This window comes from Neobacillus sp. DHD-1R (assembly GCF_057747995.1).
Genome location: NZ_CM173232.1, coordinates 4,752,304 through 4,777,841, shown reverse-complemented (window position 1 = coordinate 4,777,841; position 25,538 = coordinate 4,752,304). Strand labels below are relative to the sequence as shown.

Annotated in this window: 15 protein-coding genes, 12 tRNA genes, 6 rRNA genes and 1 riboswitch; of the genes, 32 read left to right on the top strand and 1 reads right to left on the bottom strand. The window is 44.6% G+C overall.

Features of this window, described 5'->3' with window-relative positions; all coding sequences use genetic code 11:
* Positions 1–143: 143 nt before the first annotated feature.
* A complete protein-coding gene (locus AC3ANL_RS23615) occupies positions 144–1,088 on the bottom strand; it encodes an urea transporter (RefSeq protein ID WP_488326750.1) in 945 nt (314 codons plus the stop codon).
* A 164-nt stretch (positions 1,089–1,252) separates the two neighbouring features.
* Between AC3ANL_RS23615 and AC3ANL_RS23610 the strand changes: the two genes are divergently transcribed.
* The 32 genes from AC3ANL_RS23610 to AC3ANL_RS23455 all read left to right on the top strand — a co-directional run bounded on the left by AC3ANL_RS23610 (position 1,253) and on the right by AC3ANL_RS23455 (position 25,537).
* On the top strand, positions 1,253–1,555 hold the full coding sequence (locus AC3ANL_RS23610) for an urease subunit gamma (RefSeq protein WP_066250648.1): 303 nt from the start codon (positions 1,253–1,255) through the stop codon (positions 1,553–1,555).
* Positions 1,556–1,593: 38 nt separating this feature from the next.
* A complete protein-coding gene (gene ureB, locus AC3ANL_RS23605) occupies positions 1,594–1,917 on the top strand; it encodes an urease subunit beta (RefSeq protein WP_488329818.1) in 324 nt (107 codons plus the stop codon).
* Positions 1,914–3,626, top strand: a complete 1,713-nt coding sequence (gene ureC / locus AC3ANL_RS23600; RefSeq protein WP_488326749.1) for an urease subunit alpha — start codon at positions 1,914–1,916, stop codon at positions 3,624–3,626. Before ureB ends, ureC begins: the two co-directional genes overlap by 4 nt.
* A 10-nt stretch (positions 3,627–3,636) precedes the next feature.
* On the top strand, positions 3,637–4,092 hold the full coding sequence (gene ureE, locus AC3ANL_RS23595; RefSeq protein ID WP_488326748.1) for an urease accessory protein UreE: 456 nt from the start codon (positions 3,637–3,639) through the stop codon (positions 4,090–4,092).
* Positions 4,085–4,771: an urease accessory protein UreF gene (locus AC3ANL_RS23590; RefSeq protein ID WP_488326747.1), complete on the top strand. Its 687-nt coding sequence runs from the start codon at positions 4,085–4,087 to the stop codon at positions 4,769–4,771. The genes ureE and AC3ANL_RS23590 overlap by 8 nt, the downstream gene beginning before the upstream one ends.
* 16 nt (positions 4,772–4,787) lie before the next feature.
* Positions 4,788–5,399: an urease accessory protein UreG gene (gene ureG, locus AC3ANL_RS23585; protein ID WP_488326746.1), complete on the top strand. Its 612-nt coding sequence runs from the start codon at positions 4,788–4,790 to the stop codon at positions 5,397–5,399.
* A gap of 1 nt (position 5,400) precedes the next feature.
* Complete coding sequence (locus tag AC3ANL_RS23580; RefSeq protein ID WP_488326745.1) at positions 5,401–6,225, top strand: urease accessory protein UreD; 825 nt, start codon at positions 5,401–5,403, stop codon at positions 6,223–6,225.
* Between the two features lie 71 nt (positions 6,226–6,296).
* Complete coding sequence (locus tag AC3ANL_RS23575) at positions 6,297–6,974, top strand: urease accessory protein UreH domain-containing protein (RefSeq protein ID WP_488326744.1); 678 nt, start codon at positions 6,297–6,299, stop codon at positions 6,972–6,974.
* Positions 6,975–7,044: 70 nt separating this feature from the next.
* Positions 7,045–7,144, top strand: a riboswitch (purine riboswitch).
* Between the two features lie 63 nt (positions 7,145–7,207).
* Positions 7,208–8,203 carry an adenosine deaminase gene (gene add, locus AC3ANL_RS23570; protein ID WP_488326743.1) on the top strand — a complete coding sequence of 332 codons (996 nt, stop codon included), beginning with the start codon at positions 7,208–7,210 and terminating at the stop codon, positions 8,201–8,203.
* Between the two features lie 189 nt (positions 8,204–8,392).
* Positions 8,393–9,367: an efflux RND transporter periplasmic adaptor subunit gene (locus tag AC3ANL_RS23565; RefSeq protein ID WP_488326742.1), complete on the top strand. Its 975-nt coding sequence runs from the start codon at positions 8,393–8,395 to the stop codon at positions 9,365–9,367.
* Between the two features lie 181 nt (positions 9,368–9,548).
* Positions 9,549–10,223: a response regulator transcription factor gene (locus tag AC3ANL_RS23560; protein WP_488326741.1), complete on the top strand. Its 675-nt coding sequence runs from the start codon at positions 9,549–9,551 to the stop codon at positions 10,221–10,223.
* Positions 10,213–11,613 (top strand): sensor histidine kinase, encoded by a 1,401-nt coding sequence (locus AC3ANL_RS23555; RefSeq protein WP_488326740.1) that lies wholly within the window; start codon positions 10,213–10,215, stop codon positions 11,611–11,613. The genes AC3ANL_RS23560 and AC3ANL_RS23555 overlap by 11 nt, the downstream gene beginning before the upstream one ends.
* 410 nt (positions 11,614–12,023) lie before the next feature.
* Positions 12,024–13,573 (top strand): 16S ribosomal RNA (locus AC3ANL_RS23550).
* Positions 13,574–13,762: 189 nt separating this feature from the next.
* Positions 13,763–16,698, top strand: a 23S ribosomal RNA gene (locus AC3ANL_RS23545).
* 201 nt (positions 16,699–16,899) lie between these two features.
* Positions 16,900–17,016 (top strand): 5S ribosomal RNA (gene rrf, locus AC3ANL_RS23540).
* Between the two features lie 307 nt (positions 17,017–17,323).
* Positions 17,324–18,873: ribosomal RNA gene (locus AC3ANL_RS23535) — 16S ribosomal RNA — on the top strand.
* Between the two features lie 189 nt (positions 18,874–19,062).
* Positions 19,063–21,998: ribosomal RNA gene (locus AC3ANL_RS23530) — 23S ribosomal RNA — on the top strand.
* 201 nt (positions 21,999–22,199) lie between these two features.
* Positions 22,200–22,316 (top strand): 5S ribosomal RNA (rrf, locus tag AC3ANL_RS23525).
* Together the 16S, 23S and 5S rRNA genes with 12 tRNA genes alongside form the textbook arrangement of a ribosomal RNA operon.
* A 41-nt stretch (positions 22,317–22,357) precedes the next feature.
* A tRNA-Glu gene (locus AC3ANL_RS23520) sits at positions 22,358–22,432 on the top strand.
* A gap of 3 nt (positions 22,433–22,435) precedes the next feature.
* Positions 22,436–22,511, top strand: a tRNA-Val gene (locus tag AC3ANL_RS23515).
* Between the two features lie 19 nt (positions 22,512–22,530).
* A tRNA-Arg gene (locus AC3ANL_RS23510) sits at positions 22,531–22,604 on the top strand.
* Positions 22,605–22,610: 6 nt separating this feature from the next.
* A tRNA-Pro gene (locus AC3ANL_RS23505) sits at positions 22,611–22,687 on the top strand.
* A 29-nt stretch (positions 22,688–22,716) separates the two neighbouring features.
* Positions 22,717–22,793: transfer RNA gene (locus AC3ANL_RS23500), tRNA-Met, on the top strand.
* Positions 22,794–22,812: 19 nt separating this feature from the next.
* Positions 22,813–22,905 (top strand) — tRNA-Ser (locus AC3ANL_RS23495).
* A gap of 168 nt (positions 22,906–23,073) precedes the next feature.
* Positions 23,074–23,147, top strand: a tRNA-Met gene (locus AC3ANL_RS23490).
* 3 nt (positions 23,148–23,150) lie between these two features.
* Positions 23,151–23,227, top strand: a tRNA-Asp gene (locus AC3ANL_RS23485).
* 45 nt (positions 23,228–23,272) lie between these two features.
* A tRNA-His gene (locus AC3ANL_RS23480) sits at positions 23,273–23,348 on the top strand.
* Positions 23,349–23,361: 13 nt separating this feature from the next.
* Positions 23,362–23,433: transfer RNA gene (locus tag AC3ANL_RS23475), tRNA-Gln, on the top strand.
* 14 nt (positions 23,434–23,447) lie between these two features.
* Positions 23,448–23,521: transfer RNA gene (locus AC3ANL_RS23470), tRNA-Gly, on the top strand.
* A 10-nt stretch (positions 23,522–23,531) separates the two neighbouring features.
* Positions 23,532–23,605 (top strand) — tRNA-Ile (locus AC3ANL_RS23465).
* Between the two features lie 202 nt (positions 23,606–23,807).
* Entirely contained in the window at positions 23,808–24,590 is a 783-nt protein-coding gene (locus AC3ANL_RS23460; protein ID WP_488326739.1) for a sugar phosphate isomerase/epimerase family protein, read from the top strand.
* Entirely contained in the window at positions 24,578–25,537 is a 960-nt protein-coding gene (locus tag AC3ANL_RS23455; RefSeq protein ID WP_488326738.1) for a sugar kinase, read from the top strand. Before AC3ANL_RS23460 ends, AC3ANL_RS23455 begins: the two co-directional genes overlap by 13 nt.
* The last annotated feature ends 1 nt before the right edge of the window (position 25,538 follow it).

The window sequence follows — 25,538 nt, the reverse complement described above, 5'->3', positions numbered from 1 at the left end:
AGAGAAATGGTCGGTTGTCAGCTATGTGTAAAATATTTCTCGGGGGGATTTGAGGACAATTTCTAGCCAAAAAAAGAGAAAGCACTCTATCATAAATGTATGCTTTGATCGGCAAGTACATTTAGAAAGAGACCTTCTCGTAGTTACAATGATGGCAAAACCTTTCTCGCCCCTAAAAAAAGCCAAGTACTAAGGACAAAGGGCATTGTTAGGGCAGGGAGCCCATAGGGTAAAAGCCAGGTACTTGTACTTGCCATTAGTGGGACTGTTAAACAAGCAGCTAATATCCCTGAGACATGTCTAAAGCGATTTTCTCTAGTGCTAAACACACTTCCAACTGCCATGCATGCCAAAATCGCATTGTATCCGTATAACCCCAAAATAATTAATGAGTGTTCTCCTCCAAGTCCGTAAGCTACGATTAAAGCCGCCACATTTCCGACTACTGCATAAAGACCAAGTTTCCATCCAGCCAAAAATACAGCAACGAACAGCAGCACTCCAGATAAGTTATTATCAAGAAAAAATATTTGCCCAATTCCATTAAAAGTTCCCTCTGTCCAATTTACCTCTCCTGCAATATCTAGCTGCCAATGCGATAAACTCTGAGGGACGAGGGTGTTATTTAATTGGAATTCTTTTAATCGATAAGAAACTAATAGCATAAACCAAGTCAGGATGATAAAAGGGAAAGTAAGAATAGGAAGTGCATAAATTTTCATAACATGCATCATCATAGCTGAAAAGATAGCCGCGACGACGGCTCCCAATAAAGCAATGAACCACCTTGAAGTTCCAGTTAATAATAATGCAAGGGCAATGCCTGTTAGGACGGAATTATATCCGTATAAACCTGAAAATATACTATTTTCAGTTGCCCCTCCTATTTTTCCGATTAACGCACCAATAATGGAGGACAACAGAGCAATAATCCCTAATTCAAAAGAATAATGAGAAATAGCGATTAAAATAATGAAACCGGAAACAGCATTCTCAATAAAGATGACTTGAGAGATCCCCCTCAGCGCCGCCAAAATAATTGAAGTAACCCCTCCTTTTGACAAATAAATACTTTTGTCATTTAGCATAAACATCACTCCATCTTATAAATAAATATTTAAATAAAAAAAGTTTAAATCCAATTTATATGGAAAGGCTATTTATGTTTGTTATTAAAAAAGAACTACATCTTAGTATGTTCTTAATGGAAGAAAATCTATTTGGTATTTAAATGAAAAAAAGGAGGCTTACAATGCAATTATTACCTCGTGAGATCGATAAGCTCATGATTGTTGTTGCAGCGGATCTTGCTAAAAGGCGAAAAGAAAGGGGATTAAAATTAAATTACCCTGAAGCTGTTGCCCTAATTACATATGAAGTACTGGAAGGTGCGAGGGATGGAAAAACGGTTGCTGAATTAATGGAATTTGGCGCAACCATTCTGTCTCGTGAAGATGTCATGAATGGTATTCCTGATATCATTGACGATATTCAAGTAGAAGCTACATTTCCTGATGGCACAAAACTTGTAACTGTACATGATCCAATTCGATAAGAAAGAACTGGAGGTTTAACTTTATGGAACACATTGAAATGGAACCAGGCCAGCTATTTTTGAAGGAAGAAGATATTATTTGTAATGTTGGTAGAACAACGTCAAAGATTTCTGTTACCAATACTGGAGACCGTCCAGTCCAAATTGGTTCTCATTTCCACTTTTATGAGGTAAATGAATCTCTTCAATTTAATAGAGAAGAAGGATTCGGGAAACGTTTGAACATTCCATCAGGTTCTGCTGTTCGTTTTGAACCTGGCGATGAGAAGGAAGTAGAATTGGTTCCTTATGGTGGAGAACGAAAAGTATATGGATTTAACAATAAAACAGATGGATCCATAGAAAGAGGGGCTATTCAATGAGCTTTAAAATGACGAGAAAGCAATATGCTGAAATGTATGGTCCAACAGCAGGTGATTCTATTCGTTTAGCAGATACAAATTTAATCATTCAAATTGAAAAAGACCATACAACATATGGAGAGGAAGTCGTTTTTGGCGGAGGAAAGGTCATTCGTGATGGAATGGGGCAGCATCCACTTGTAACACGGGGGGATGGGATCCCAGATGTGGTGATTACAAATGTCGTTATTTTGGATTATACCGGAATTTATAAAGCTGATATTGGTATTCGTGATGGGGTCATTGCTGCAATTGGCAAAGCGGGGAATCCATTAGTAATGGATGGTGTTGATATTGTTATTGGAGCCTCCACTGAAATTATTGCCGGAGAGGGAATGATTGTGACCGCAGGTGGTATTGATACTCATGTTCACTTTATTAATCCTGCTCAAGTAGATACAGCACTTACTTCAGGTGTGACCACTCTGATTGGAGGAGGTACCGGTCCAACCGCAGGGTCCAGAGCAACAACCGTTTCTCCTGGTGAATGGAATATTCATCGGATGCTCGAAGCTGCTGAAGGGTTGCCGATTAACGTAGGTTTTACCGGGAAAGGTCAAGCTGCTGCAGAAGAACCGCTTGCGGAACAAGTACGTGCAGGTGCCATTGGGCTTAAAGTTCATGAAGACTGGGGAGCTACCGCTTCTGCCCTTGACTATTCCCTTAGAGTAGCTGACCAATTTGATGTACAAGTAGCCCTTCATGCCGATACCTTGAATGAAGGGGGATTTGTGGAAAATACAATGGCAGCCATTAAAGATCGGGTTATACACATGTACCATACCGAAGGTGCAGGTGGCGGTCATGCTCCTGATTTAATTAAATCAGCCAGCTTTATGAATGTTCTTCCGTCCTCCACGAATCCAACATTGCCTTATACCGTGAACACTATTGATGAACATCTAGACATGTTGATGGTTTGCCACCATTTGAACCCTGCTGTACCAGAGGATATTGCCTTTGCTGATTCCCGAATTAGAAAGGAAACAATTGCAGCAGAAGATATCCTTCAGGATATGGGAGTATTTAGTATGGTCAGCTCTGATGCTCAAGCAATGGGACGGATTGGAGAAGTAATTTTACGGACATGGCAAACCGCAGATAAAATGAAAAAACAAAGAGGAACCATGCAAGGAGACAGCGAGTTTTCAGATAATAACCGTGTAAAGCGCTTCGTTGCCAAATACACCATTAATCCAGCCATTACGCATGGTATTTCTGATCATGTTGGTTCTGTGGAAGTAGGGAAAATTGCTGATCTTGTGCTCTGGAATCCAGCATTTTTCGGTGTGAAACCTGAACTCGTTTTAAAAAATGGCTTTATTGTTCAAGCCTTAATGGGTGATGCCAATGCATCCATTCCGACACCTCAGCCGATTATTTATCGACCGATGTATGCCTCAATAGGGAAAGCTTTGTCTAAAAGCTCGATTACTTTTATCTCTCAAGCAGCCTTTGATGGCAAAGTACATGAGAAATTAGGATTGGAAAAAATAATACTCCCTGTTCATGGAATTCGAAAATTAACAAAAAAGGATATGAAGCTTAATTCCGAAACTCCTGAAATTACTGTAGATCCCCAAACATATGAAGTAAAAGTAAACGGGGAACTCATTACGTGTGATCCAGTTGACGTAGTACCAATGGGTCAACGCTATTTCTTATTTTGAGGTGAAAACAATGATTGTTGAAAGTATTGTAATGAATATAGAAGAAATGGAAAAAGAAGAACTTTTAAAACGGCATATGGAAAAGGTATATCTAGAAAGTTCAGATTTAGTGAAACGAATTCAGCGAGTAAAAACAGACCACGGCAAAGAAATAGGAATTCGTTTAAAAAATCCACGTGATCTTGTGGCCGGTGATGTTTTATTTATGGATGATAAAAATATGATTATTGTGGATGTTCTATCCGATGATTTGCTCGTTATTAGCCCGCGCTCTTTGAACGAAATGGGGACGATTGCTCATCAATTAGGGAATCGCCATCTTCCTGCTCAATTTGAAGAAGGTGACATGCTCGTTCAATATGATTACTTAGTGGAAGAATTGCTACAAGATTTGCAAATACCTTTTAAACGAGAAGATCGGAAAGTGAAAAAAGCATTTCGACATATCGGCCATAGTCATGATTGATAAAATGCTTTCTTTGTTCCAACTTTGTGATTCTAACTTTCCAACAGGTGCTTTTAGTCATTCATATGGTCTAGAGAGTTATATTCAAGAGAATCTTGTACATGATCAGGCTTCGTTTGCGAAGTGGCTTCATGTTTATTTAAATGAGTTTCTTGTTTATTCAGATGGACTGGCAACTCGTTTTGTTTATGAATCATTAGAAAATGAAGAGATGGAACAGGTGTGGAAAATTGATCGGATGTTAATGGTTCAGAATTTACCACGAGAAACACGAGACGGGACACAGAGAATGGGAGAGCGAATGTTAAATCTTGTGCAATCCCTATATCAGGATCCAATACTCGCCCAATATAGAGAAAGAATCCAACAGAAGAAATCTTTTGGACATCCGGCAATTGTGTTTACGATGATTGGCCATCATCTTAGCGTTTCACAAGAAAGCACAACACTATATTATTTATATTCTACCTTGTCAAGTCTAGTTCAAAATGCGGTAAGGGCCATTCCATTAGGTCAAACAGCCGGGCAAAAAACGATTAAAGAATTTCAAGATGCTTTAGTCAAGGCAACGGAAAAAATTCAAGGTTTGGATAAAGATGATTTTGGAATTGTGTCTCCAGGCTTAGAATTAGCTCAAATGATGCATGAGCGTGTGAATATTCGTATTTTTATGTCTTAGGAAAGGATGAGTTTAAATGGAACCTATTAAGATTGGCGTAGGCGGTCCTGTTGGGGCAGGAAAAACATTGTTAATTGAGAAACTTACCCGAGATTTAGATGGGAAAATTAGCATGGCGGTTGTGACAAATGATATTTATACAAAGGAAGATGCTAAATTCCTTATGCAAAATGGAGTTTTACCTTCTGACCGTATCATCGGTGTCGAAACAGGTGGATGCCCTCATACAGCAATCCGTGAAGATGCCTCAATGAATTTTGCAGCCATCGATGAATTAAAAGAGAAACATCCGGATGTTGAACTTATTTTTGTTGAAAGTGGTGGAGATAATCTTGCGGCTACATTTAGCCCGGAGTTAGTTGATTTTTCTATCTATATCATTGATGTAGCCCAAGGTGAAAAAATCCCAAGAAAAGGCGGACAGGGAATGATTAAATCTGATTTATTTATTATTAATAAAACAGATTTAGCTCCCTATGTTGGCGCAAGCTTAGAGGTAATGGAATCAGACACAAAGGTTTTTCGTGGAGACAAACCGTTTGTCTTTACAAATTTAAAAAATAATTCGGGGCTTGATGAGGTCATCAACTGGATTAAGCAGGACACCCTTTTAAAGGGACTGGCTTAGAATGACAGACTGGACAGGGGAATTACGTTTAGCTGTTGAAAATCGGAAAGGTAAGACAGTTGCAAAAAGTGTATATTTCCAGGGCGCATTGAAAGTAATGCGCCCTATTTATCACAACGATTCGGGAAAGGTCTGCTATTATATTTTAAATCCTGGGGGAGGGTACTTAGACGGTGACCGATATCGCATCCGGATTGCGGTAGATAAACAGGCTAAACTCACCTTAACCACACAGTCTGCTACAAAAGTGTATAGGACCCCCAATACATATGCATATCAAGAAACGGAAATCTTTTTGAAGAAAGACAGCTTTCTAGAATATATTCCAGATCCTTTGATTGCCTATCGACAAGCGCGATATAAGCAAAAAAATGTCATCCACATGGAAAAAGGTGCTACGTTTCTTTATTCAGATATCATTACTCCAGGATGGTCCCCAGATGGCAAAAGATTTAGCTATGACCAGCTACAATTATTGAATGAAATATACATGGATCAGGAATTGGTGACTTATGATCATATTAAGTTAAGTCCAGCAAACCAGAATGTGGAAGCGCTGGGACTTATGGAAGGGTTCTCTCACTTGGGCTCAATGCTGGTTATCGGGGAACAAACCACCTCAGAGCTGCTGGATCGGTTATATCATGTGATTCAATCAAAAAAGAATATCAGTAAAGTGGGGTTATCCCAATTAGCAGTGAAAGGGTTTGCGGTGCGGGTTTTAGCAAATTCAACACAGGAGATTGAAAGAATATTTACGGATCTTCATCATATGATTAGTCATGAATGGTTTGATACAACCCCCAGCTTCCTTAGAAAATATTAAGGTGCAAATGGCGGATTCAGGATGATGAGGGTATGGGATTAAACAGAGATAAAGTTTAAGGGAGGACCTGGATGGAGGTTACATTATTTTCCGTGTTGGCAATTGGGTTCATTTTGGGGATTAAGCATGCGATTGAACCTGACCATGTTATTGCTGTAACTACAATTGCCAGTAAAAGCAAAAAATTATGGCATGCTTCACTAGCAGGGGTCTTTTGGGGGATTGGACATACTACCACGCTTTTTATCCTTGGGATTATATTAATCCTAATGAAAAAGGATTTGTCGATTAAATGGTCCATGTCACTAGAATTTCTTGTAGGTATTATGCTTATCTATCTAGGTATTACTAGCTTATTAACCTTTAGAAAGCCTAAACAACACGATCACTTTAATGAAAAAAATTCAAATCATAATCATTTGAATAAGAATCATATATCTTATTTTAAATCATTGTTCATTGGATTTGTTCATGGACTTGCAGGAAGCGCAGCAATGGTTCTACTTACGATGAGCACGGTTGACACCGTGTGGCAGGGTGGTTTGTATATATTGATTTTTGGCGTAGGTACTACAATAGGTATGTTAATATCCACAACGATACTAGGCATTCCATTTGTGCTAAGCAAGAAACGGTTTACATTAAGCCGCAAACTTATCATGGCATCAGGAGCAATTAGTGTTTTGTTTGGAGTTTATTATATGTATAATTTAGGAATCAGTGAAGGACTATTTAAGCTTTGGATTTAAAAGTCTTAATGAGAATGATAACAACATGAAACCTTGACAAAAAATATATATTTTACTATCCTGTTATAAAATATAACTGAATAACAGAATTCGTATAACTCCAATGATATGGTTTGGAGGTCTCTACCAGGAACCTATAATTCCTGATTACGAAGAGAGTGCACTGACGTGTATTTTCTTCGTAATCAGGAATTTTTTTTTATAAAAATTTACTTGAATGAAGGGGGATTAGTATGAATTTTTCAACCTTACCTAAAATTGAACTTCACTGCCATTTAGACGGAAGTCTTAGACCGGAAACAATCATCGATATAGCGAAGAGAGAGGGAATCCGTTTACCTTCTTTAGATAAAGAAGAATTAACAGGAGAACTAATTGCTCCTTTAGAATGTGAATCGTTGGATGAATACTTAAAACGCTTTGCTATTCCTAATTTGGTTATGCAGTCAAAAGATAATTTAAAAAGAATTACCTTTGAACTTTTTGAAGATGCAGCGCTAGAAAATGTAAAGTATATGGAGGTTCGATTTGCTCCGTTACTGCACATTGCCAAGGGATTAAGTGTGGAAGAAGTGATTCAAAGTGTCATAGATGGAATGAAGCAAGCAGAAGCTCAATTTGCAATAAAAGGAAATATTATTTTGTCCTGTATGAGAACAATGACCGCTGAAAATGCTTTTGAGGTCGTCGAAAAAGGGAGAGTATTCCTGGGCAAAGGGGTGGTGGCCATCGATTTATGTGCATCCGAAGTGGAAGGATTTTGCGGTCAATTCGAGGAACCCATCGCATTAGCAAGAGAATATGGCTACAGAGTCACGATTCATGCCGGTGAAACGGGAATTGGAAAAAATGTGCTCGAGGCGGTCGAGCTGTTAGGTGCGGAACGAATTGGACACGGCGTATTTATAAAGGATTGTCCAGAGGCATACGATATTGTGAAAGAAAAACAAATCGTTCTTGAAATGTGCCCAACCAGTAACGTCCAAACAAAAGCGGTGAAGGATTTTAGTGACCATCCTATCTATCAATTTCATCAAGATGGCATCAAAGTTACCATTAATACAGACAACAGAACGGTATCTGATACAACGATGGCAAAGGAATGTACAATCGTATGGAATGAATTTCATATCAATGCAGCGGACTACAAACAAATCTATCTTAATAGTGTAGAAGCTAGCTTTGCTGATCGTGTGATTAAGGAAAAACTGAAGGAATATATCAGATAACCATCTTGTGCAAGCTAACCACCATGATTAATTATAAAAAGGTGCCTGACACCCATGCTGTAAAACGCATGGGTGTCAGGCACTTTTTATTAAGGATAAGTTAAGGTACCCCCGCCATAATAGGCTCAAGAAATAAAAAATGGCTGTGGTGTGGTCCAGACTGCCCTTGGCAAAAAAGGAGTTTTTAAAATGAAAAAATGGATTTGGATACTGATCAGTGTCCTGATAATTGGATTTGTGGGTTATCAATGGTATAACGCAAATTACAGCAATAGCAGTAGTGCCACAACCACGCAGGTTCGAACAGCCACAGTACAAAAAGGTAAATTAGAGGTTAAAATTAGCGGTTCAGGAACGGTAGAACCGGTGACTAGTGAAGATATAAAAGCAACAGACGATAATAACGAGATCGATGAAGTGTTAGTGGCTGCTGGTGACAATGTAAGCAAAGGAGACGAATTAGTAACCTTTACAGATGATAGTGATCCCATCACAGCCCCTGCTGACGGAACCATTACATCGGTGGCAGTTAAAGTGGGTGAACGTGTTAGCAATGGAATGGTGGTGGCCCACCTGACAGATTACGCGGAACTACAAACAGTGGTGCAAGTAGATGAGTTAGACATTCCTAAAGTGAAAAAGGACCAAACAGTAAGTTTAATAGTAAGTGCCTATCCTGATGTGACCTATTCAGGGACAGTGACAAATGTTTCCGAAGAAGGAAGCTCGGAAAATGGCTCCTCAACGTTTGATGTCACGATCCATATTGAAAAGCCTGTTAACTTAAAAGTTGGGATGAGTTCAGAAGCTAGTATTTTGACTAATAGCAAGGAAGATTCATTATATGTACCTGTAGATGCTGTGTATACAAACAATAGTGACAAGTATGTCATTGTCACATCTGCTAGCACAGATACTGTCACGGGGACAACCGAGCAAAAAATTGTTAAAACTGGCCTTAGTACAGATGAATATGTCGAGATCACAGAAGGAGTATCAGCAGGTGAAACAATCCAATTACCGCAGCTATTTTCAGGAAGTTCCTCATCTAATCAACAAGGCGGGATGATGCAAGGCATGGGTGGCATGAGCGGTGGAATGCCTGGCGGCGGGATGCCTCCAAGCGGTGGTGGACAAGGAACACCAAGTGGTAAAAGTAAATAAATACGTAAGATAAGAGTTTGAGCGACAAGAACGGAAGCACACCAAGAGATGATTGGGTGCTTCTTTTTATGTTGAAAAGAACGGGCAGACTTAAGTCTATCTTAAGATTTCTCTAGTAGAATGCCAGTAAGGTCAGAGTTTTTGATAGTTTATAAAAACTTAATCTAAAGGAGCATGATTAATGAATGTCCTATTAGCAGAAGATGATTCCCGACTTGGTGATTTAATAGTTTATATGCTTAAAAAGAAAGGGGACTGTAATGTCGAATGGGTAATGGAGGGAGAAGATGCTTTCTATTATGCTACCTCCGCTCACTATGATGTGATTATCATGGACTGGATGATGCCGAATGGGGATGGCGTGGAAGTCTGTAGAAGATTACGAAAACAAGGTTATTCAGGCGCCATTCTGATGTTAACGGCCAAAGACACTGTTCAAGACCGAATAGAAGGATTGGATTCAGGAGCAGATGATTACCTCGTCAAACCATTTGAGATTGGTGAGCTATTGGCTCGGTTACGTGCTCTTTCCCGCCGCAACTATGCCCCAATTGTAGAAGAGGAAATTGCGATAGATGATTTGGTGTTACATCGGATGAGCCATGTGGTTCGTGTAGGGAGCAAGGAAATTCAATTAAGCCCTCGTGAATTTCAACTATTAGATTTACTGGTGCAAAATAAAGGACTGGTCCTTCCGCGTGAGGTTATTTTAGAACGGGTCTGGGGTCTTGAAACGGATGTGGCTTTAAAAACAATTGATGCGACGGTTAAATTGATTCGAAGGAAATTACAATTATTCCAGAAACAAGATAGCCTTCAAAGTATTAGAGGGGTAGGCTATCGATTTGAACAGTAAATTACTTTCCATCATACACTTATTAACAACCCCTTCTGAAAAAGATGTTTTTAAAAGCACACAAAATCGACTGACTCGTAACTTTAGTGGATTACTTATGCTATTTCTCATCTTGTTTATTGTCATTGTCTATTTGGTTCTATATATAGTCATACTTAATAACCAGGAACGGGAACTGCAAACATTAGTAAAACAGGAAGCAAGCTACATTGAAAATGTTTTAGTTAAAAATGAACAGAGTAATCTGTATGGAATTCGAAATCAAGAAGTTGTATTTGCTGGGTTGAATCAATTTTTTTATTATGTGATAAATCCTAAGGGTGAACTATTGATGGGGAACGAAGCGAATCCTCGCTTACGTTCAGATATACTGAGTCTGATTAACGGCAGGCTGCAAAATAATAGGGATATTCGCAATGAAATCTTACACACGGATGAGAATTCGAGGGGAAGGGGAAATAAAGGAGAATTCCGACCGCCAGGTGCTGCTCAAGATATTCGCATCATGATTGCCAATCAAGCGATTTATGATAAGGGTCAATATGTTGGACAGTTATATATCGGGAAAGACGTCACATACACCTATAAGTTATTTCGTTGGGTCCTTATCATTCTCATCGTGTTAGGCGTTATTTTTGTTGGTGTTGCTTTATTTATTAGTAGGGGCATGTCTAAAAGAGCCATGGTTCCAATTAGATCTGCCTTTACGAGACAGCGGGAATTTGTTGGTGATGCCTCTCATGAATTACGGACACCTTTAAGTGTGCTGTTATCTTCTGTTGATGCGATGGAAATGACCATTGATACAAATAAGGAAAATGCTGTAGGTAAATTACTCTCGAATATGAGGGAGGAAGTGAAGCGGATGACTCATTTGGTTAGTGATCTTTTAACACTGGCCCGTTCTGATTCGAATACCATCGAAATTAACTCTGAAATATTTGATTTACGCCCACTTTCAGAAAAAACGATAGAGTCGTTAAGTCCAATTGCCAATTCCAAACAAATTTCACTTGAATTGAATGCCCCTGCATCCCTAATGGTTACTGGAGATCCGCAAAGATTGTCACAACTAGTTTATATTCTTATAGATAATGCTATCAAATACACCCCAAACGGCGGGGATGTGAAACTTTCACTTTCCAAAGAAGGGCATGAGTTAAGAATCATCGTCCAAGACACAGGAATTGGAATTAAAAAAGAAGATTATCTTCGGATTTTTGAACGGTTTTATCGGGCTGATAAATCCCGTTCTCGGCAAATGGGCGGGCATGGATTAGGGCTTTCTATTGCCAAGTGGATTGTAGAGACGCATAAAGGGACCATTCAAGTAACAAGTGAAATAGGTAAGGGCAGTAAGTTTATGGTTAAGATGCCTGACACCCGATGATTTTTCTGGATCGGGGTCAGCTGCCTTATACAAGAGTATTTTAGTAATGCAAAAAAATATTTAAATAATAGTTGACCTCGGCTAAATATAATAGTAATATAGTAATCCTGGTGAGGGAAATTATAAAATAGAAGATTATCTTATTTAAAAAAACCTTTCAGCAGTTGACAAAAATGATTTTATTTGATAGATTTATATTCTTGTGAAAAACGAAATAAAATATTTTAAAATAATGTTTGACTTTCTAAAGACAAGATGTTATATTAATAAAGTCGCTTTTGATCGATTGAAAAATTGTTCTTTGAAAACTAAACAAACAAAAACGTCAACAAACAATAACAATCGTATTTCTTCTATTATATATAATTGGAGAATGCGAGCCAACGTAACATTTATGAGCTATATCAACTTTCTTGGAGAGTTTGATCCTGGCTCAGGACGAACGCTGGCGGTGTGCCTAATACATGCAAGTCGAGCGGACTAACAGGAGCTTGCTCCTGTTAGTTAGCGGCGGACGGGTGAGTAACACGTGGGCAACCTGCCTGTAAGACTGGGATAACACCGGGAAACCGGTGCTAATACCGGATAATCTTTTTCTTCACATGAAGGAAAACTGAAAGACGGTTTCGGCTGTCACTTACAGATGGGCCCGCGGCGCATTAGTTAGTTGGTGAGGTAACGGCTCACCAAGGCAACGATGCGTAGCCGACCTGAGAGGGTGATCGGCCACACTGGGACTGAGACACGGCCCAGACTCCTACGGGAGGCAGCAGTAGGGAATCTTCCACAATGGACGAAAGTCTGATGGAGCAACGCCGCGTGAGCGATGAAGGCCTTCGGGTCGTAAAGCTCTGTTGTTAGGGAAGAACAAGTATCGGAGTAACTGCCGGTACCTTGACGGTACCTAACCAGAAAGCCACGGCTAACTACGTGCCAGCAGCCGCGGTAATACGTAGGTGGCAAGCGTTGTCCGGAATTATTGGGCGTAAAGCGCGCGCAGGCGGTCCTTTAAGTCTGATGTGAAAGCCCACGGCTCAACCGTGGAGGGTCATTGGAAACTGGGGGACTTGAGTGCAGAAGAGGAAAGCGGAATTCCACGTGTAGCGGTGAAATGCGTAGAGATGTGGAGGAACACCAGTGGCGAAGGCGGCTTTCTGGTCTGTAACTGACGCTGAGGCGCGAAAGCGTGGGGAGCAAACAGGATTAGATACCCTGGTAGTCCACGCCGTAAACGATGAGTGCTAAGTGTTAGGGGGTTTCCGCCCCTTAGTGCTGCAGCTAACGCATTAAGCACTCCGCCTGGGGAGTACGGCCGCAAGGCTGAAACTCAAAGGAATTGACGGGGGCCCGCACAAGCGGTGGAGCATGTGGTTTAATTCGAAGCAACGCGAAGAACCTTACCAGGTCTTGACATCCTCTGACACTCCTAGAGATAGGACGTTCCCCTTCGGGGGACAGAGTGACAGGTGGTGCATGGTTGTCGTCAGCTCGTGTCGTGAGATGTTGGGTTAAGTCCCGCAACGAGCGCAACCCTTGTTCTTAGTTGCCAGCATTCAGTTGGGCACTCTAAGGAGACTGCCGGTGACAAACCGGAGGAAGGTGGGGATGACGTCAAATCATCATGCCCCTTATGACCTGGGCTACACACGTGCTACAATGGATGGTACAAAGGGCAGCAAAGCCGCGAGGCCTAGCCAATCCCATAAAACCATTCTCAGTTCGGATTGTAGGCTGCAACTCGCCTACATGAAGCCGGAATCGCTAGTAATCGCGGATCAGCATGCCGCGGTGAATACGTTCCCGGGCCTTGTACACACCGCCCGTCACACCACGAGAGTTTGTAACACCCGAAGTCGGTGGGGTAACCGTAAGGAGCCAGCCGCCTAAGGTGGGACAGATGATTGGGGTGAAGTCGTAACAAGGTAGCCGTATCGGAAGGTGCGGCTGGATCACCTCCTTTCTAAGGATAATGCAGTCCTTTCGGACTGATAAGAAGTTGACCGCTTTTTGTTTGTTTAGTTTTGAGAGAGCAATTCTCTCGAAACATTCGTTCTTTGAAAACTAGATAATCGTAAGAAGAAGCAAGTGAAACATCGAGTAATCGCCATTTTAGTTTTCTCTCTTATTTAATAAGAGAAATAACCTTTTAGGTTAAGTTAGAAAGGGCGCACGGTGAATGCCTTGGCACTAGGAGCCGATGAAGGACGGGACTAACACCGATATGCTTCGGGGAGCTGTAAGTAAGCTTTGATCCGGAGATTTCCGAATGGGGAAACCCACTGCTCGTAATGGAGTAGTATCTTTACCTGAATACATAGGGTATGGATGGCATACCCGGGGAACTGAAACATCTAAGTACCCGGAGGAAGAGAAAGCAAACGCGATTCCCTGAGTAGCGGCGAGCGAAACGGGACATAGCCCAAACCAAGAGGCTTGCCTCTTGGGGTTGTAGGACACTCAACATGGAGTTACAAAGGAACGGGGTAAATGAAGCGATCTGGAAAGGTCCGTCATAGAAGGTAAAAACCCTGTAGTTGAAACTTCGTTCCCTCCTGAGTGGATCCTGAGTACGGCCGGACACGAGAAATCCGGTCGGAAGCAGGGAGGACCATCTCCCAAGGCTAAATACTCCCTAGTGACCGATAGTGAACCAGTACCGTGAGGGAAAGGTGAAAAGCACCCCGGAAGGGGAGTGAAATAGTTCCTGAAACCGTGTGCCTACAAGTAGTCAGAGCCCGTTCATGGGTGATGGCGTGCCTTTTGTAGAATGAACCGGCGAGTTACGATCCCATGCAAGGTTAAGTTGAAGAGACGGAGCCGCAGCGAAAGCGAGTCTGAATAGGGCGAATGAGTATGTGGTCGTAGACCCGAAACCAGGTGATCTACCCATGTCCAGGGTGAAGTCCAGGTAACACTGGATGGAGGCCCGAACCCACGCACGTTGAAAAGTGCGGGGATGAGGTGTGGGTAGCGGAGAAATTCCAATCGAACTTGGAGATAGCTGGTTCTCTCCGAAATAGCTTTAGGGCTAGCCTCACGTAGTAAGAGTCTTGGAGGTAGAGCACTGTTTGGACTAGGGGCCCTCATCGGGTTACCGAATTCAGACAAACTCCGAATGCCAAAGACTTATCCGTGGGAGTCAGACTGCGAGTGATAAGATCCGTAGTCAAAAGGGAAACAGCCCAGACCACCAGCTAAGGTCCCAAAGTATACGTTAAGTGGAAAAGGATGTGGAGTTGCTTAGACAACCAGGATGTTGGCTTAGAAGCAGCCACCATTTAAAGAGTGCGTAATAGCTCACTGGTCGAGTGACTCTGCGCCGAAAATGTACCGGGGCTAAACGTATCACCGAAGCTGTGGATTGACATCAACGATGTCAGTGGTAGGAGAGCGTTCTAAGGGCGTTGAAGCTAGACCGTAAGGACTGGTGGAGCGCTTAGAAGTGAGAATGCCGGTATGAGTAGCGAAAGATGAGTGAGAATCTCATCCACCGAATGCCTAAGGTTTCCTGAGGAAGGCTCGTCCGCTCAGGGTTAGTCGGGACCTAAGCCGAGGCCGAAAGGCGTAGGCGATGGACAACAGGTTGATATTCCTGTACCACCTCTTTATCGTTTGAGTGATGGGGGGACGCAGGAGGATAGGGTAAGCGCGCTGTTGGATATGCGCGTCTAAGCAGTTAGGCTGGTAAGTAGGAAAATCCGCTTACCGTGAAGGCTGAGCTGTGACAGCGAGGGAAATTTAGTACCGAAGTTCCTGATTCCACACTGCCAAGAAAAGCCTCTAGCGAGATAAAAGGTGCCCGTACCGCAAACCGACACAGGTAGGCGAGGAGAGAATCCTAAGGTGAGCGAGAGAACTCTCGTTAAGGAACTCGGCAAAATGACCCCGTAACTTCGGGAGAAGGGGTGCTCTTTGGGGTGAATAGCCTCGAAGAGCCGCAGTGAATAGGCCCAGGCGACTGTTTAGCAAAAACACAGGTCTCTGCGAAGCCGCAAGGCGAAGTATAGGGGCTGACGCCTGCCCGGTGCTGGAAGGTTAAGAGGAGGGGTTAGCGCAAGCGAAGCTCTGAATCGAAGCCCCAGTAAACGGCGGCCGTAACTATAACGGTCCTAAGGTAGCGAAATTCCTTGTCGGGTAAGTTCCGACCCGCACGAAAGGCGTAACGATCTGGGCACTGTCTCAACGAGAGACTCGGTGAAATTATAGTACCTGTGAAGATGCAGGTTACCCGCGACAGGACGGAAAGACCCCGTGGAGCTTTACTGTAGCCTGATATTGAATTTTGGTACAGCTTGTACAGGATAGGTAGGAGCCTGAGAAGCCGGAGCGCTAGCTTCGGTGGAGGCGTCGGTGGGATACTACCCTGGCTGTATTGAAATTCTAACCCGCACCCCTGATCGGGGTGGGAGACAGTGTCAGGTGGGCAGTTTGACTGGGGCGGTCGCCTCCTAAAGAGTAACGGAGGCGCCCAAAGGTTCCCTCAGAATGGTTGGAAATCATTCGTAGAGTGTAAAGGCACAAGGGAGCTTGACTGCGAGACCTACAAGTCGAGCAGGGACGAAAGTCGGGCTTAGTGATCCGGTGGTTCCGCATGGAAGGGCCATCGCTCAACGGATAAAAGCTACCCCGGGGATAACAGGCTTATCTCCCCCAAGAGTCCACATCGACGGGGAGGTTTGGCACCTCGATGTCGGCTCATCGCATCCTGGGGCTGTAGTCGGTCCCAAGGGTTGGGCTGTTCGCCCATTAAAGCGGTACGCGAGCTGGGTTCAGAACGTCGTGAGACAGTTCGGTCCCTATCCGTCGTGGGCGCAGGAAATTTGAGAGGAGCTGTCCTTAGTACGAGAGGACCGGGATGGACGCACCGCTGGTGTACCAGTTGTCTTGCCAAAGGCATCGCTGGGTAGCTATGTGCGGACGGGATAAGTGCTGAAAGCATCTAAGCATGAAGCCCCCCTCAAGATGAGATTTCCCATAGCGTCAAGCTAGTAAGAACCCTGAAAGATGATCAGGTTGATAGGTCAGAGGTGGAAGCGTGGCGACATGTGGAGCTGACTGATACTAATCGTTCGAGGACTTAACCAAATAGAAAAGCGAAGGCGACTGGTCAACTTCGACAGACGTTGGAGAGCCGGCACTGCAAATCCTGGTTTTGGATTTGAAGGGACGGATCGAAACGGCCGAGAAGTTAGGAGCCGCAGCTGGACAATTTTTAAAGCGAACTTGAGTTTTACCACTTCTTCTGCATTATCTAGTTTTGAGAGAACGATCTCTCTAATTTTATAGTCTGGTAATTAAGGCGAGAAGGTCACACCCGTTCCCATACCGAACACGGAAGTTAAGCTTCTCAGCGCCGATGGTAGTTGGGACACGCGTCCCTGTGAGAGTAGGACGTTGCCAGGCGAAGACAGAAATAAATCTTTCTGTCTTTTTATTTCCCATATTTAATGATTGAAAAAAATTCTATTGTAAATTAACACTGATGGTGTTATGATAGAAAAGCTTCTCTTGACTTGAGTGAGCACATCAATCAAAAATGGAAATAATTGATGGTTGTTTTAAACAAAGAAATGCGGTATGATAAATCTTGTCGCTTCTTTAATGAGTAAACTTGTTCTTTGAAAACTAAACAAACAAAAACGTCAACAAACAATAAATTATTAGTTTCTTACGAAACTAAGCCAACGTAACATTTATGAGCTAATCAACTTTCTTGGAGAGTTTGATCCTGGCTCAGGACGAACGCTGGCGGCGTGCCTAATACATGCAAGTCGAGCGGACTAACAGGAGCTTGCTCCTGTTAGTTAGCGGCGGACGGGTGAGTAACACGTGGGCAACCTGCCTGTAAGACTGGGATAACACCGGGAAACCGGTGCTAATACCGGATAATCTTTTTCTTCACATGAAGGAAAACTGAAAGACGGTTTCGGCTGTCACTTACAGATGGGCCCGCGGCGCATTAGTTAGTTGGTGAGGTAACGGCTCACCAAGGCAACGATGCGTAGCCGACCTGAGAGGGTGATCGGCCACACTGGGACTGAGACACGGCCCAGACTCCTACGGGAGGCAGCAGTAGGGAATCTTCCACAATGGACGAAAGTCTGATGGAGCAACGCCGCGTGAGCGATGAAGGCCTTCGGGTCGTAAAGCTCTGTTGTTAGGGAAGAACAAGTATCGGAGTAACTGCCGGTACCTTGACGGTACCTAACCAGAAAGCCACGGCTAACTACGTGCCAGCAGCCGCGGTAATACGTAGGTGGCAAGCGTTGTCCGGAATTATTGGGCGTAAAGCGCGCGCAGGCGGTCCTTTAAGTCTGATGTGAAAGCCCACGGCTCAACCGTGGAGGGTCATTGGAAACTGGGGGACTTGAGTGCAGAAGAGGAAAGCGGAATTCCACGTGTAGCGGTGAAATGCGTAGAGATGTGGAGGAACACCAGTGGCGAAGGCGGCTTTCTGGTCTGTAACTGACGCTGAGGCGCGAAAGCGTGGGGAGCAAACAGGATTAGATACCCTGGTAGTCCACGCCGTAAACGATGAGTGCTAAGTGTTAGGGGGTTTCCGCCCCTTAGTGCTGCAGCTAACGCATTAAGCACTCCGCCTGGGGAGTACGGCCGCAAGGCTGAAACTCAAAGGAATTGACGGGGGCCCGCACAAGCGGTGGAGCATGTGGTTTAATTCGAAGCAACGCGAAGAACCTTACCAGGTCTTGACATCCTCTGACACTCCTAGAGATAGGACGTTCCCCTTCGGGGGACAGAGTGACAGGTGGTGCATGGTTGTCGTCAGCTCGTGTCGTGAGATGTTGGGTTAAGTCCCGCAACGAGCGCAACCCTTGTTCTTAGTTGCCAGCATTCAGTTGGGCACTCTAAGGAGACTGCCGGTGACAAACCGGAGGAAGGTGGGGATGACGTCAAATCATCATGCCCCTTATGACCTGGGCTACACACGTGCTACAATGGATGGTACAAAGGGCAGCAAAGCCGCGAGGCCTAGCCAATCCCATAAAACCATTCTCAGTTCGGATTGTAGGCTGCAACTCGCCTACATGAAGCCGGAATCGCTAGTAATCGCGGATCAGCATGCCGCGGTGAATACGTTCCCGGGCCTTGTACACACCGCCCGTCACACCACGAGAGTTTGTAACACCCGAAGTCGGTGGGGTAACCGTAAGGAGCCAGCCGCCTAAGGTGGGACAGATGATTGGGGTGAAGTCGTAACAAGGTAGCCGTATCGGAAGGTGCGGCTGGATCACCTCCTTTCTAAGGATAATGCAGTCCTTTCGGACTGATAAGAAGTTGACCGCTTTTTGTTTGTTTAGTTTTGAGAGAGCAATTCTCTCGAAACATTCGTTCTTTGAAAACTAGATAATCGTAAGAAGAAGCAAGTGAAACATCGAGTAATCGCCATTTTAGTTTTCTCTCTTATTTAATAAGAGAAATAACCTTTTAGGTTAAGTTAGAAAGGGCGCACGGTGAATGCCTTGGCACTAGGAGCCGATGAAGGACGGGACTAACACCGATATGCTTCGGGGAGCTGTAAGTAAGCTTTGATCCGGAGATTTCCGAATGGGGAAACCCACTGCTCGTAATGGAGTAGTATCTTTACCTGAATACATAGGGTATGGATGGCATACCCGGGGAACTGAAACATCTAAGTACCCGGAGGAAGAGAAAGCAAACGCGATTCCCTGAGTAGCGGCGAGCGAAACGGGACATAGCCCAAACCAAGAGGCTTGCCTCTTGGGGTTGTAGGACACTCAACATGGAGTTACAAAGGAACGGGGTAAATGAAGCGATCTGGAAAGGTCCGTCATAGAAGGTAAAAACCCTGTAGTTGAAACTTCGTTCCCTCCTGAGTGGATCCTGAGTACGGCCGGACACGAGAAATCCGGTCGGAAGCAGGGAGGACCATCTCCCAAGGCTAAATACTCCCTAGTGACCGATAGTGAACCAGTACCGTGAGGGAAAGGTGAAAAGCACCCCGGAAGGGGAGTGAAATAGTTCCTGAAACCGTGTGCCTACAAGTAGTCAGAGCCCGTTCATGGGTGATGGCGTGCCTTTTGTAGAATGAACCGGCGAGTTACGATCCCATGCAAGGTTAAGTTGAAGAGACGGAGCCGCAGCGAAAGCGAGTCTGAATAGGGCGAATGAGTATGTGGTCGTAGACCCGAAACCAGGTGATCTACCCATGTCCAGGGTGAAGTCCAGGTAACACTGGATGGAGGCCCGAACCCACGCACGTTGAAAAGTGCGGGGATGAGGTGTGGGTAGCGGAGAAATTCCAATCGAACTTGGAGATAGCTGGTTCTCTCCGAAATAGCTTTAGGGCTAGCCTCACGTAGTAAGAGTCTTGGAGGTAGAGCACTGTTTGGACTAGGGGCCCTCATCGGGTTACCGAATTCAGACAAACTCCGAATGCCAAAGACTTATCCGTGGGAGTCAGACTGCGAGTGATAAGATCCGTAGTCAAAAGGGAAACAGCCCAGACCACCAGCTAAGGTCCCAAAGTATACGTTAAGTGGAAAAGGATGTGGAGTTGCTTAGACAACCAGGATGTTGGCTTAGAAGCAGCCACCATTTAAAGAGTGCGTAATAGCTCACTGGTCGAGTGACTCTGCGCCGAAAATGTACCGGGGCTAAACGTATCACCGAAGCTGTGGATTGACATCAACGATGTCAGTGGTAGGAGAGCGTTCTAAGGGCGTTGAAGCTAGACCGTAAGGACTGGTGGAGCGCTTAGAAGTGAGAATGCCGGTATGAGTAGCGAAAGATGAGTGAGAATCTCATCCACCGAATGCCTAAGGTTTCCTGAGGAAGGCTCGTCCGCTCAGGGTTAGTCGGGACCTAAGCCGAGGCCGAAAGGCGTAGGCGATGGACAACAGGTTGATATTCCTGTACCACCTCTTTATCGTTTGAGTGATGGGGGGACGCAGGAGGATAGGGTAAGCGCGCTGTTGGATATGCGCGTCTAAGCAGTTAGGCTGGTAAGTAGGAAAATCCGCTTACCGTGAAGGCTGAGCTGTGACAGCGAGGGAAATTTAGTACCGAAGTTCCTGATTCCACACTGCCAAGAAAAGCCTCTAGCGAGATAAAAGGTGCCCGTACCGCAAACCGACACAGGTAGGCGAGGAGAGAATCCTAAGGTGAGCGAGAGAACTCTCGTTAAGGAACTCGGCAAAATGACCCCGTAACTTCGGGAGAAGGGGTGCTCTTTGGGGTGAATAGCCTCGAAGAGCCGCAGTGAATAGGCCCAGGCGACTGTTTAGCAAAAACACAGGTCTCTGCGAAGCCGCAAGGCGAAGTATAGGGGCTGACGCCTGCCCGGTGCTGGAAGGTTAAGAGGAGGGGTTAGCGCAAGCGAAGCTCTGAATCGAAGCCCCAGTAAACGGCGGCCGTAACTATAACGGTCCTAAGGTAGCGAAATTCCTTGTCGGGTAAGTTCCGACCCGCACGAAAGGCGTAACGATCTGGGCACTGTCTCAACGAGAGACTCGGTGAAATTATAGTACCTGTGAAGATGCAGGTTACCCGCGACAGGACGGAAAGACCCCGTGGAGCTTTACTGTAGCCTGATATTGAATTTTGGTACAGCTTGTACAGGATAGGTAGGAGCCTGAGAAGCCGGAGCGCTAGCTTCGGTGGAGGCGTCGGTGGGATACTACCCTGGCTGTATTGAAATTCTAACCCGCACCCCTGATCGGGGTGGGAGACAGTGTCAGGTGGGCAGTTTGACTGGGGCGGTCGCCTCCTAAAGAGTAACGGAGGCGCCCAAAGGTTCCCTCAGAATGGTTGGAAATCATTCGTAGAGTGTAAAGGCACAAGGGAGCTTGACTGCGAGACCTACAAGTCGAGCAGGGACGAAAGTCGGGCTTAGTGATCCGGTGGTTCCGCATGGAAGGGCCATCGCTCAACGGATAAAAGCTACCCCGGGGATAACAGGCTTATCTCCCCCAAGAGTCCACATCGACGGGGAGGTTTGGCACCTCGATGTCGGCTCATCGCATCCTGGGGCTGTAGTCGGTCCCAAGGGTTGGGCTGTTCGCCCATTAAAGCGGTACGCGAGCTGGGTTCAGAACGTCGTGAGACAGTTCGGTCCCTATCCGTCGTGGGCGCAGGAAATTTGAGAGGAGCTGTCCTTAGTACGAGAGGACCGGGATGGACGCACCGCTGGTGTACCAGTTGTCTTGCCAAAGGCATCGCTGGGTAGCTATGTGCGGACGGGATAAGTGCTGAAAGCATCTAAGCATGAAGCCCCCCTCAAGATGAGATTTCCCATAGCGTCAAGCTAGTAAGAACCCTGAAAGATGATCAGGTTGATAGGTCAGAGGTGGAAGCGTGGCGACATGTGGAGCTGACTGATACTAATCGTTCGAGGACTTAACCAAATAGAAAAGCGAAGGCGACTGGTCAACTTCGACAGACGTTGGAGAGCCGGCACTGCAAATCCTGGTTTTGGATTTGAAGGGACGGATCGAAACGGCCGAGAAGTTAGGAGCCGCAGCTGGACAATTTTTAAAGCGAACTTGAGTTTTACCACTTCTTCTGCATTATCTAGTTTTGAGAGAATGATCTCTCTAATTTTATAGTCTGGTAATTAAGGCGAGAAGGTCACACCCGTTCCCATACCGAACACGGAAGTTAAGCTTCTCAGCGCCGATGGTAGTTGGGACACGCGTCCCTGTGAGAGTAGGACGTTGCCAGGCACTGCCCCTTTGGGGCTATTATTTTGTCAAAAATGAATACCGGCCCCTTGGTCAAGCGGTTAAGACACCTCCCTTTCACGGAGGTAACACGGGTTCGAGTCCCGTAGGGGTCACCATTTGGAGGATTAGCTCAGCTGGGAGAGCATCTGCCTTACAAGCAGAGGGTCGGCGGTTCGATCCCGTCATCCTCCACCATTTACTATTTAGTAATTTTGCGCCCTTAGCTCAGCTGGATAGAGTGTTTGACTACGAATCAAAAGGTCGGGAGTTCGAATCTCTCAGGGCGCATTTTTACGGGAAGTAGCTCAGCTTGGTAGAGCACTTGGTTTGGGACCAAGGGGTCGCAGGTTCGAATCCTGTCTTCCCGACCAGTCGAAGTATTGTTATAATATGTGTGTTTGGCGGTGTAGCTCAGCTGGCTAGAGCGTACGGTTCATACCCGTAAGGTCGGGGGTTCGATCCCCTCCGCCGCTACCAAATGGTTTATTTTAATAATGGAGGAATACCCAAGTCTGGCTGAAGGGATCGGTCTTGAAAACCGACAGGCGGGTCATACCGCGCGGGGGTTCGAATCCCTCTTCCTCCTCCATAATATTTTTTATTGTTTTTTATTGTCGCGGGGTGGAGCACGTTCGAATATGCTTCTTCGATTACTCTACAGCGCAACGATTGAGCTGCTTCTTGGCTATGCTTTCCGAAATCGGGGCGGTCATTAACGAAATATGGAGCATGCTTCAAACTAAATATTTTTTATTGTCGCGGGGTGGAGCAGTCTGGTAGCTCGTCGGGCTCATAACCCGAAGGTCGCAGGTTCAAATCCTGCCCCCGCAATTTGGTCCGGTAGTTCAGTTGGTTAGAATGCCTGCCTGTCACGCAGGAGGTCGCGGGTTCGAGTCCCGTCCGGACCGCCATTTTATTCCAAGTAGGTTTCCTACTATTAATATATATAGATTTTGGCGGTTGTGGCGAAGTGGTTAACGCACCTGATTGTGGTTCAGGCATTCGTGGGTTCGATTCCCATCAGCCGCCCCATTTTTATTATTATTGGGCTATAGCCAAGCGGTAAGGCATCGCACTTTGACTGCGACATGCGTTGGTTCAAATCCAGCTAGCCCAGCCTTTTTATATATTGCGGGTGTAGTTTACTGGTAAAACCTCAGCCTTCCAAGCTGATGTAGTGGGTTCGATTCCCATCACCCGCTCCATAATGAATATGGGCCTATAGCTCAGCTGGTTAGAGCGCACGCCTGATAAGCGTGAGGTCGATGGTTCGAGTCCATTTAGGCCCATCTGAAAAAAATATTGTAGGTGATTGGTACCGTGTGCATTAACACGGGAATCAGTCACCTTTTTTTATTTTACTTAGAATTTTTTATAAAATTCTATTGCAAAAACGCTTTCATTGGGTTTATAATATCAATAAATCGATTTACTAAACCGATTTACTAAACCGTTTTATAATAAATGTTCATCATAGAAAGGATCTTCGTTATGAAAAAAGTGATTGTCCCGTTAAATGCTTTTGATAGGAAGGCAGTATTAGAAAATGGGCAAGCATCCTATGTTGAGCTGATCGCTCAGGCGGGAGCCTATGGGTTAGAAATTCGTCGTGAATTGTTGCCGAATGAGAATCTGCAGCTCGATAAAATAAAAAGTGAAATAGATAAATTTGGACTCTTCACTGTTTATTCTGCTCCGATTGAATGCTGGAAAGAGAACCACCAGCTAAATGAAGAGCAATTAAGTGAAATTTTTAAAGAAGGAGTCTTGCTTGGTGCCAAGTGGATAAAGGTTTCACTCGGATATTTTCAAAAAGGAGAATCCAGTGTTACTGAACTTGCTGCTTTTCTAAAGCAAAAGCCTGAAATTCAATTACTGGTCGAAAACGACCAAACAATACACGGAGGAAATATCAGTCAGTTACAAGCATTTTTTGAAAGCGTTGTCGAACAGGATGTTTCGGTTAAAATGACCTTTGATGCTGGGAACTGGTATTATTCCGGTCAGGATGTTGAGGAAGCATTGAGTAAGCTGGCTCCCTATGTCGTGTATCTTCATTTAAAACAGGTGGAGGTAAAGAATGATACCTTCGTTACAGTGCCACTTCAATCTGAAGGTGAACACAGCTGGAAGAAAGTAATGAGGAGCTTACCGGGTGACATTATGAAAGCACTGGAATTTCCAATCGTGCCGAACAAGAAAACAAAGGATTTTATTAAAATGATTAATGATTTGGTTAAGGAAAGCGAGGCGTTAACAACGTGCAACAGCTAGATGTAGTTACCTTTGGCGAAGCAATGGCCATGTTTATCGCCAATCAGCCAGGACCCTTGCATGAAGTCAGTCAATTTACCCGTGAGCTTGCTGGGGCAGAAACCAATGTTGCAATTGGCCTTTCAAGACTGGGTCTACGGTCTGGCTGGGCTAGTAAAGTAGGAAACGATGCTTTTGGCAAGTTTATAATTGATAGACTCAAAAATGAAAACGTCAACATTGATCATGTCTTGGTTGATGAAAATTATCCAACTGGATTTCAAATGAAATCAAGGGTGTTGAAAGGAGATCCCGAGGTCCAATATTTCCGAAAAGGGTCAGCTGCAAGTCACATGAGTGTAGACGATTTTAATGAAAAGTATTTTCTAGAGGCAAAGCATATGCATATGACGGGGATTCCTTTGGCCCTTTCTGAGCAAGTAAGAGATTTTTCAAAACATGCACTAGCATTTATGAAAAAAAGCGGCCGAACTGTTTCGTTTGACCCAAATTTACGTCCTAGTCTTTGGGAATCACAACAAGAAATGATAAACCACATTAATGAAGCTGCATTCCAAGCAGATACTGTCTTGCCTGGCATTACAGAGGGACAGCTTTTGACTGGCTACAAAGAGCCCCGTGATATAGCATCCTTTTACCTTACAAAAGGCGTTAAGCTGGTAGTGATTAAGCTTGGTGAGGCCGGGGCATTTTATAAAACAACGAAAGAAGAAGGAACAGTTTCCGGCATTAAAGCGGAAAAAGTCGTTGATACGGTTGGCGCTGGTGATGGCTTTGCTGTTGGTGTCATCAGTGGATTAATGGAAGGGCTTTCGGTCCAAGAGGCTGTCTTAAGAGGGAATGCAATTGGTTCCTTGGCGGTTCAAGCACCAGGGGACAACGATGGATACCCAACAAAAGAAAAGCTTTTAAATTATATTGAAATAAATTTACAGGGAGTGAATTGAG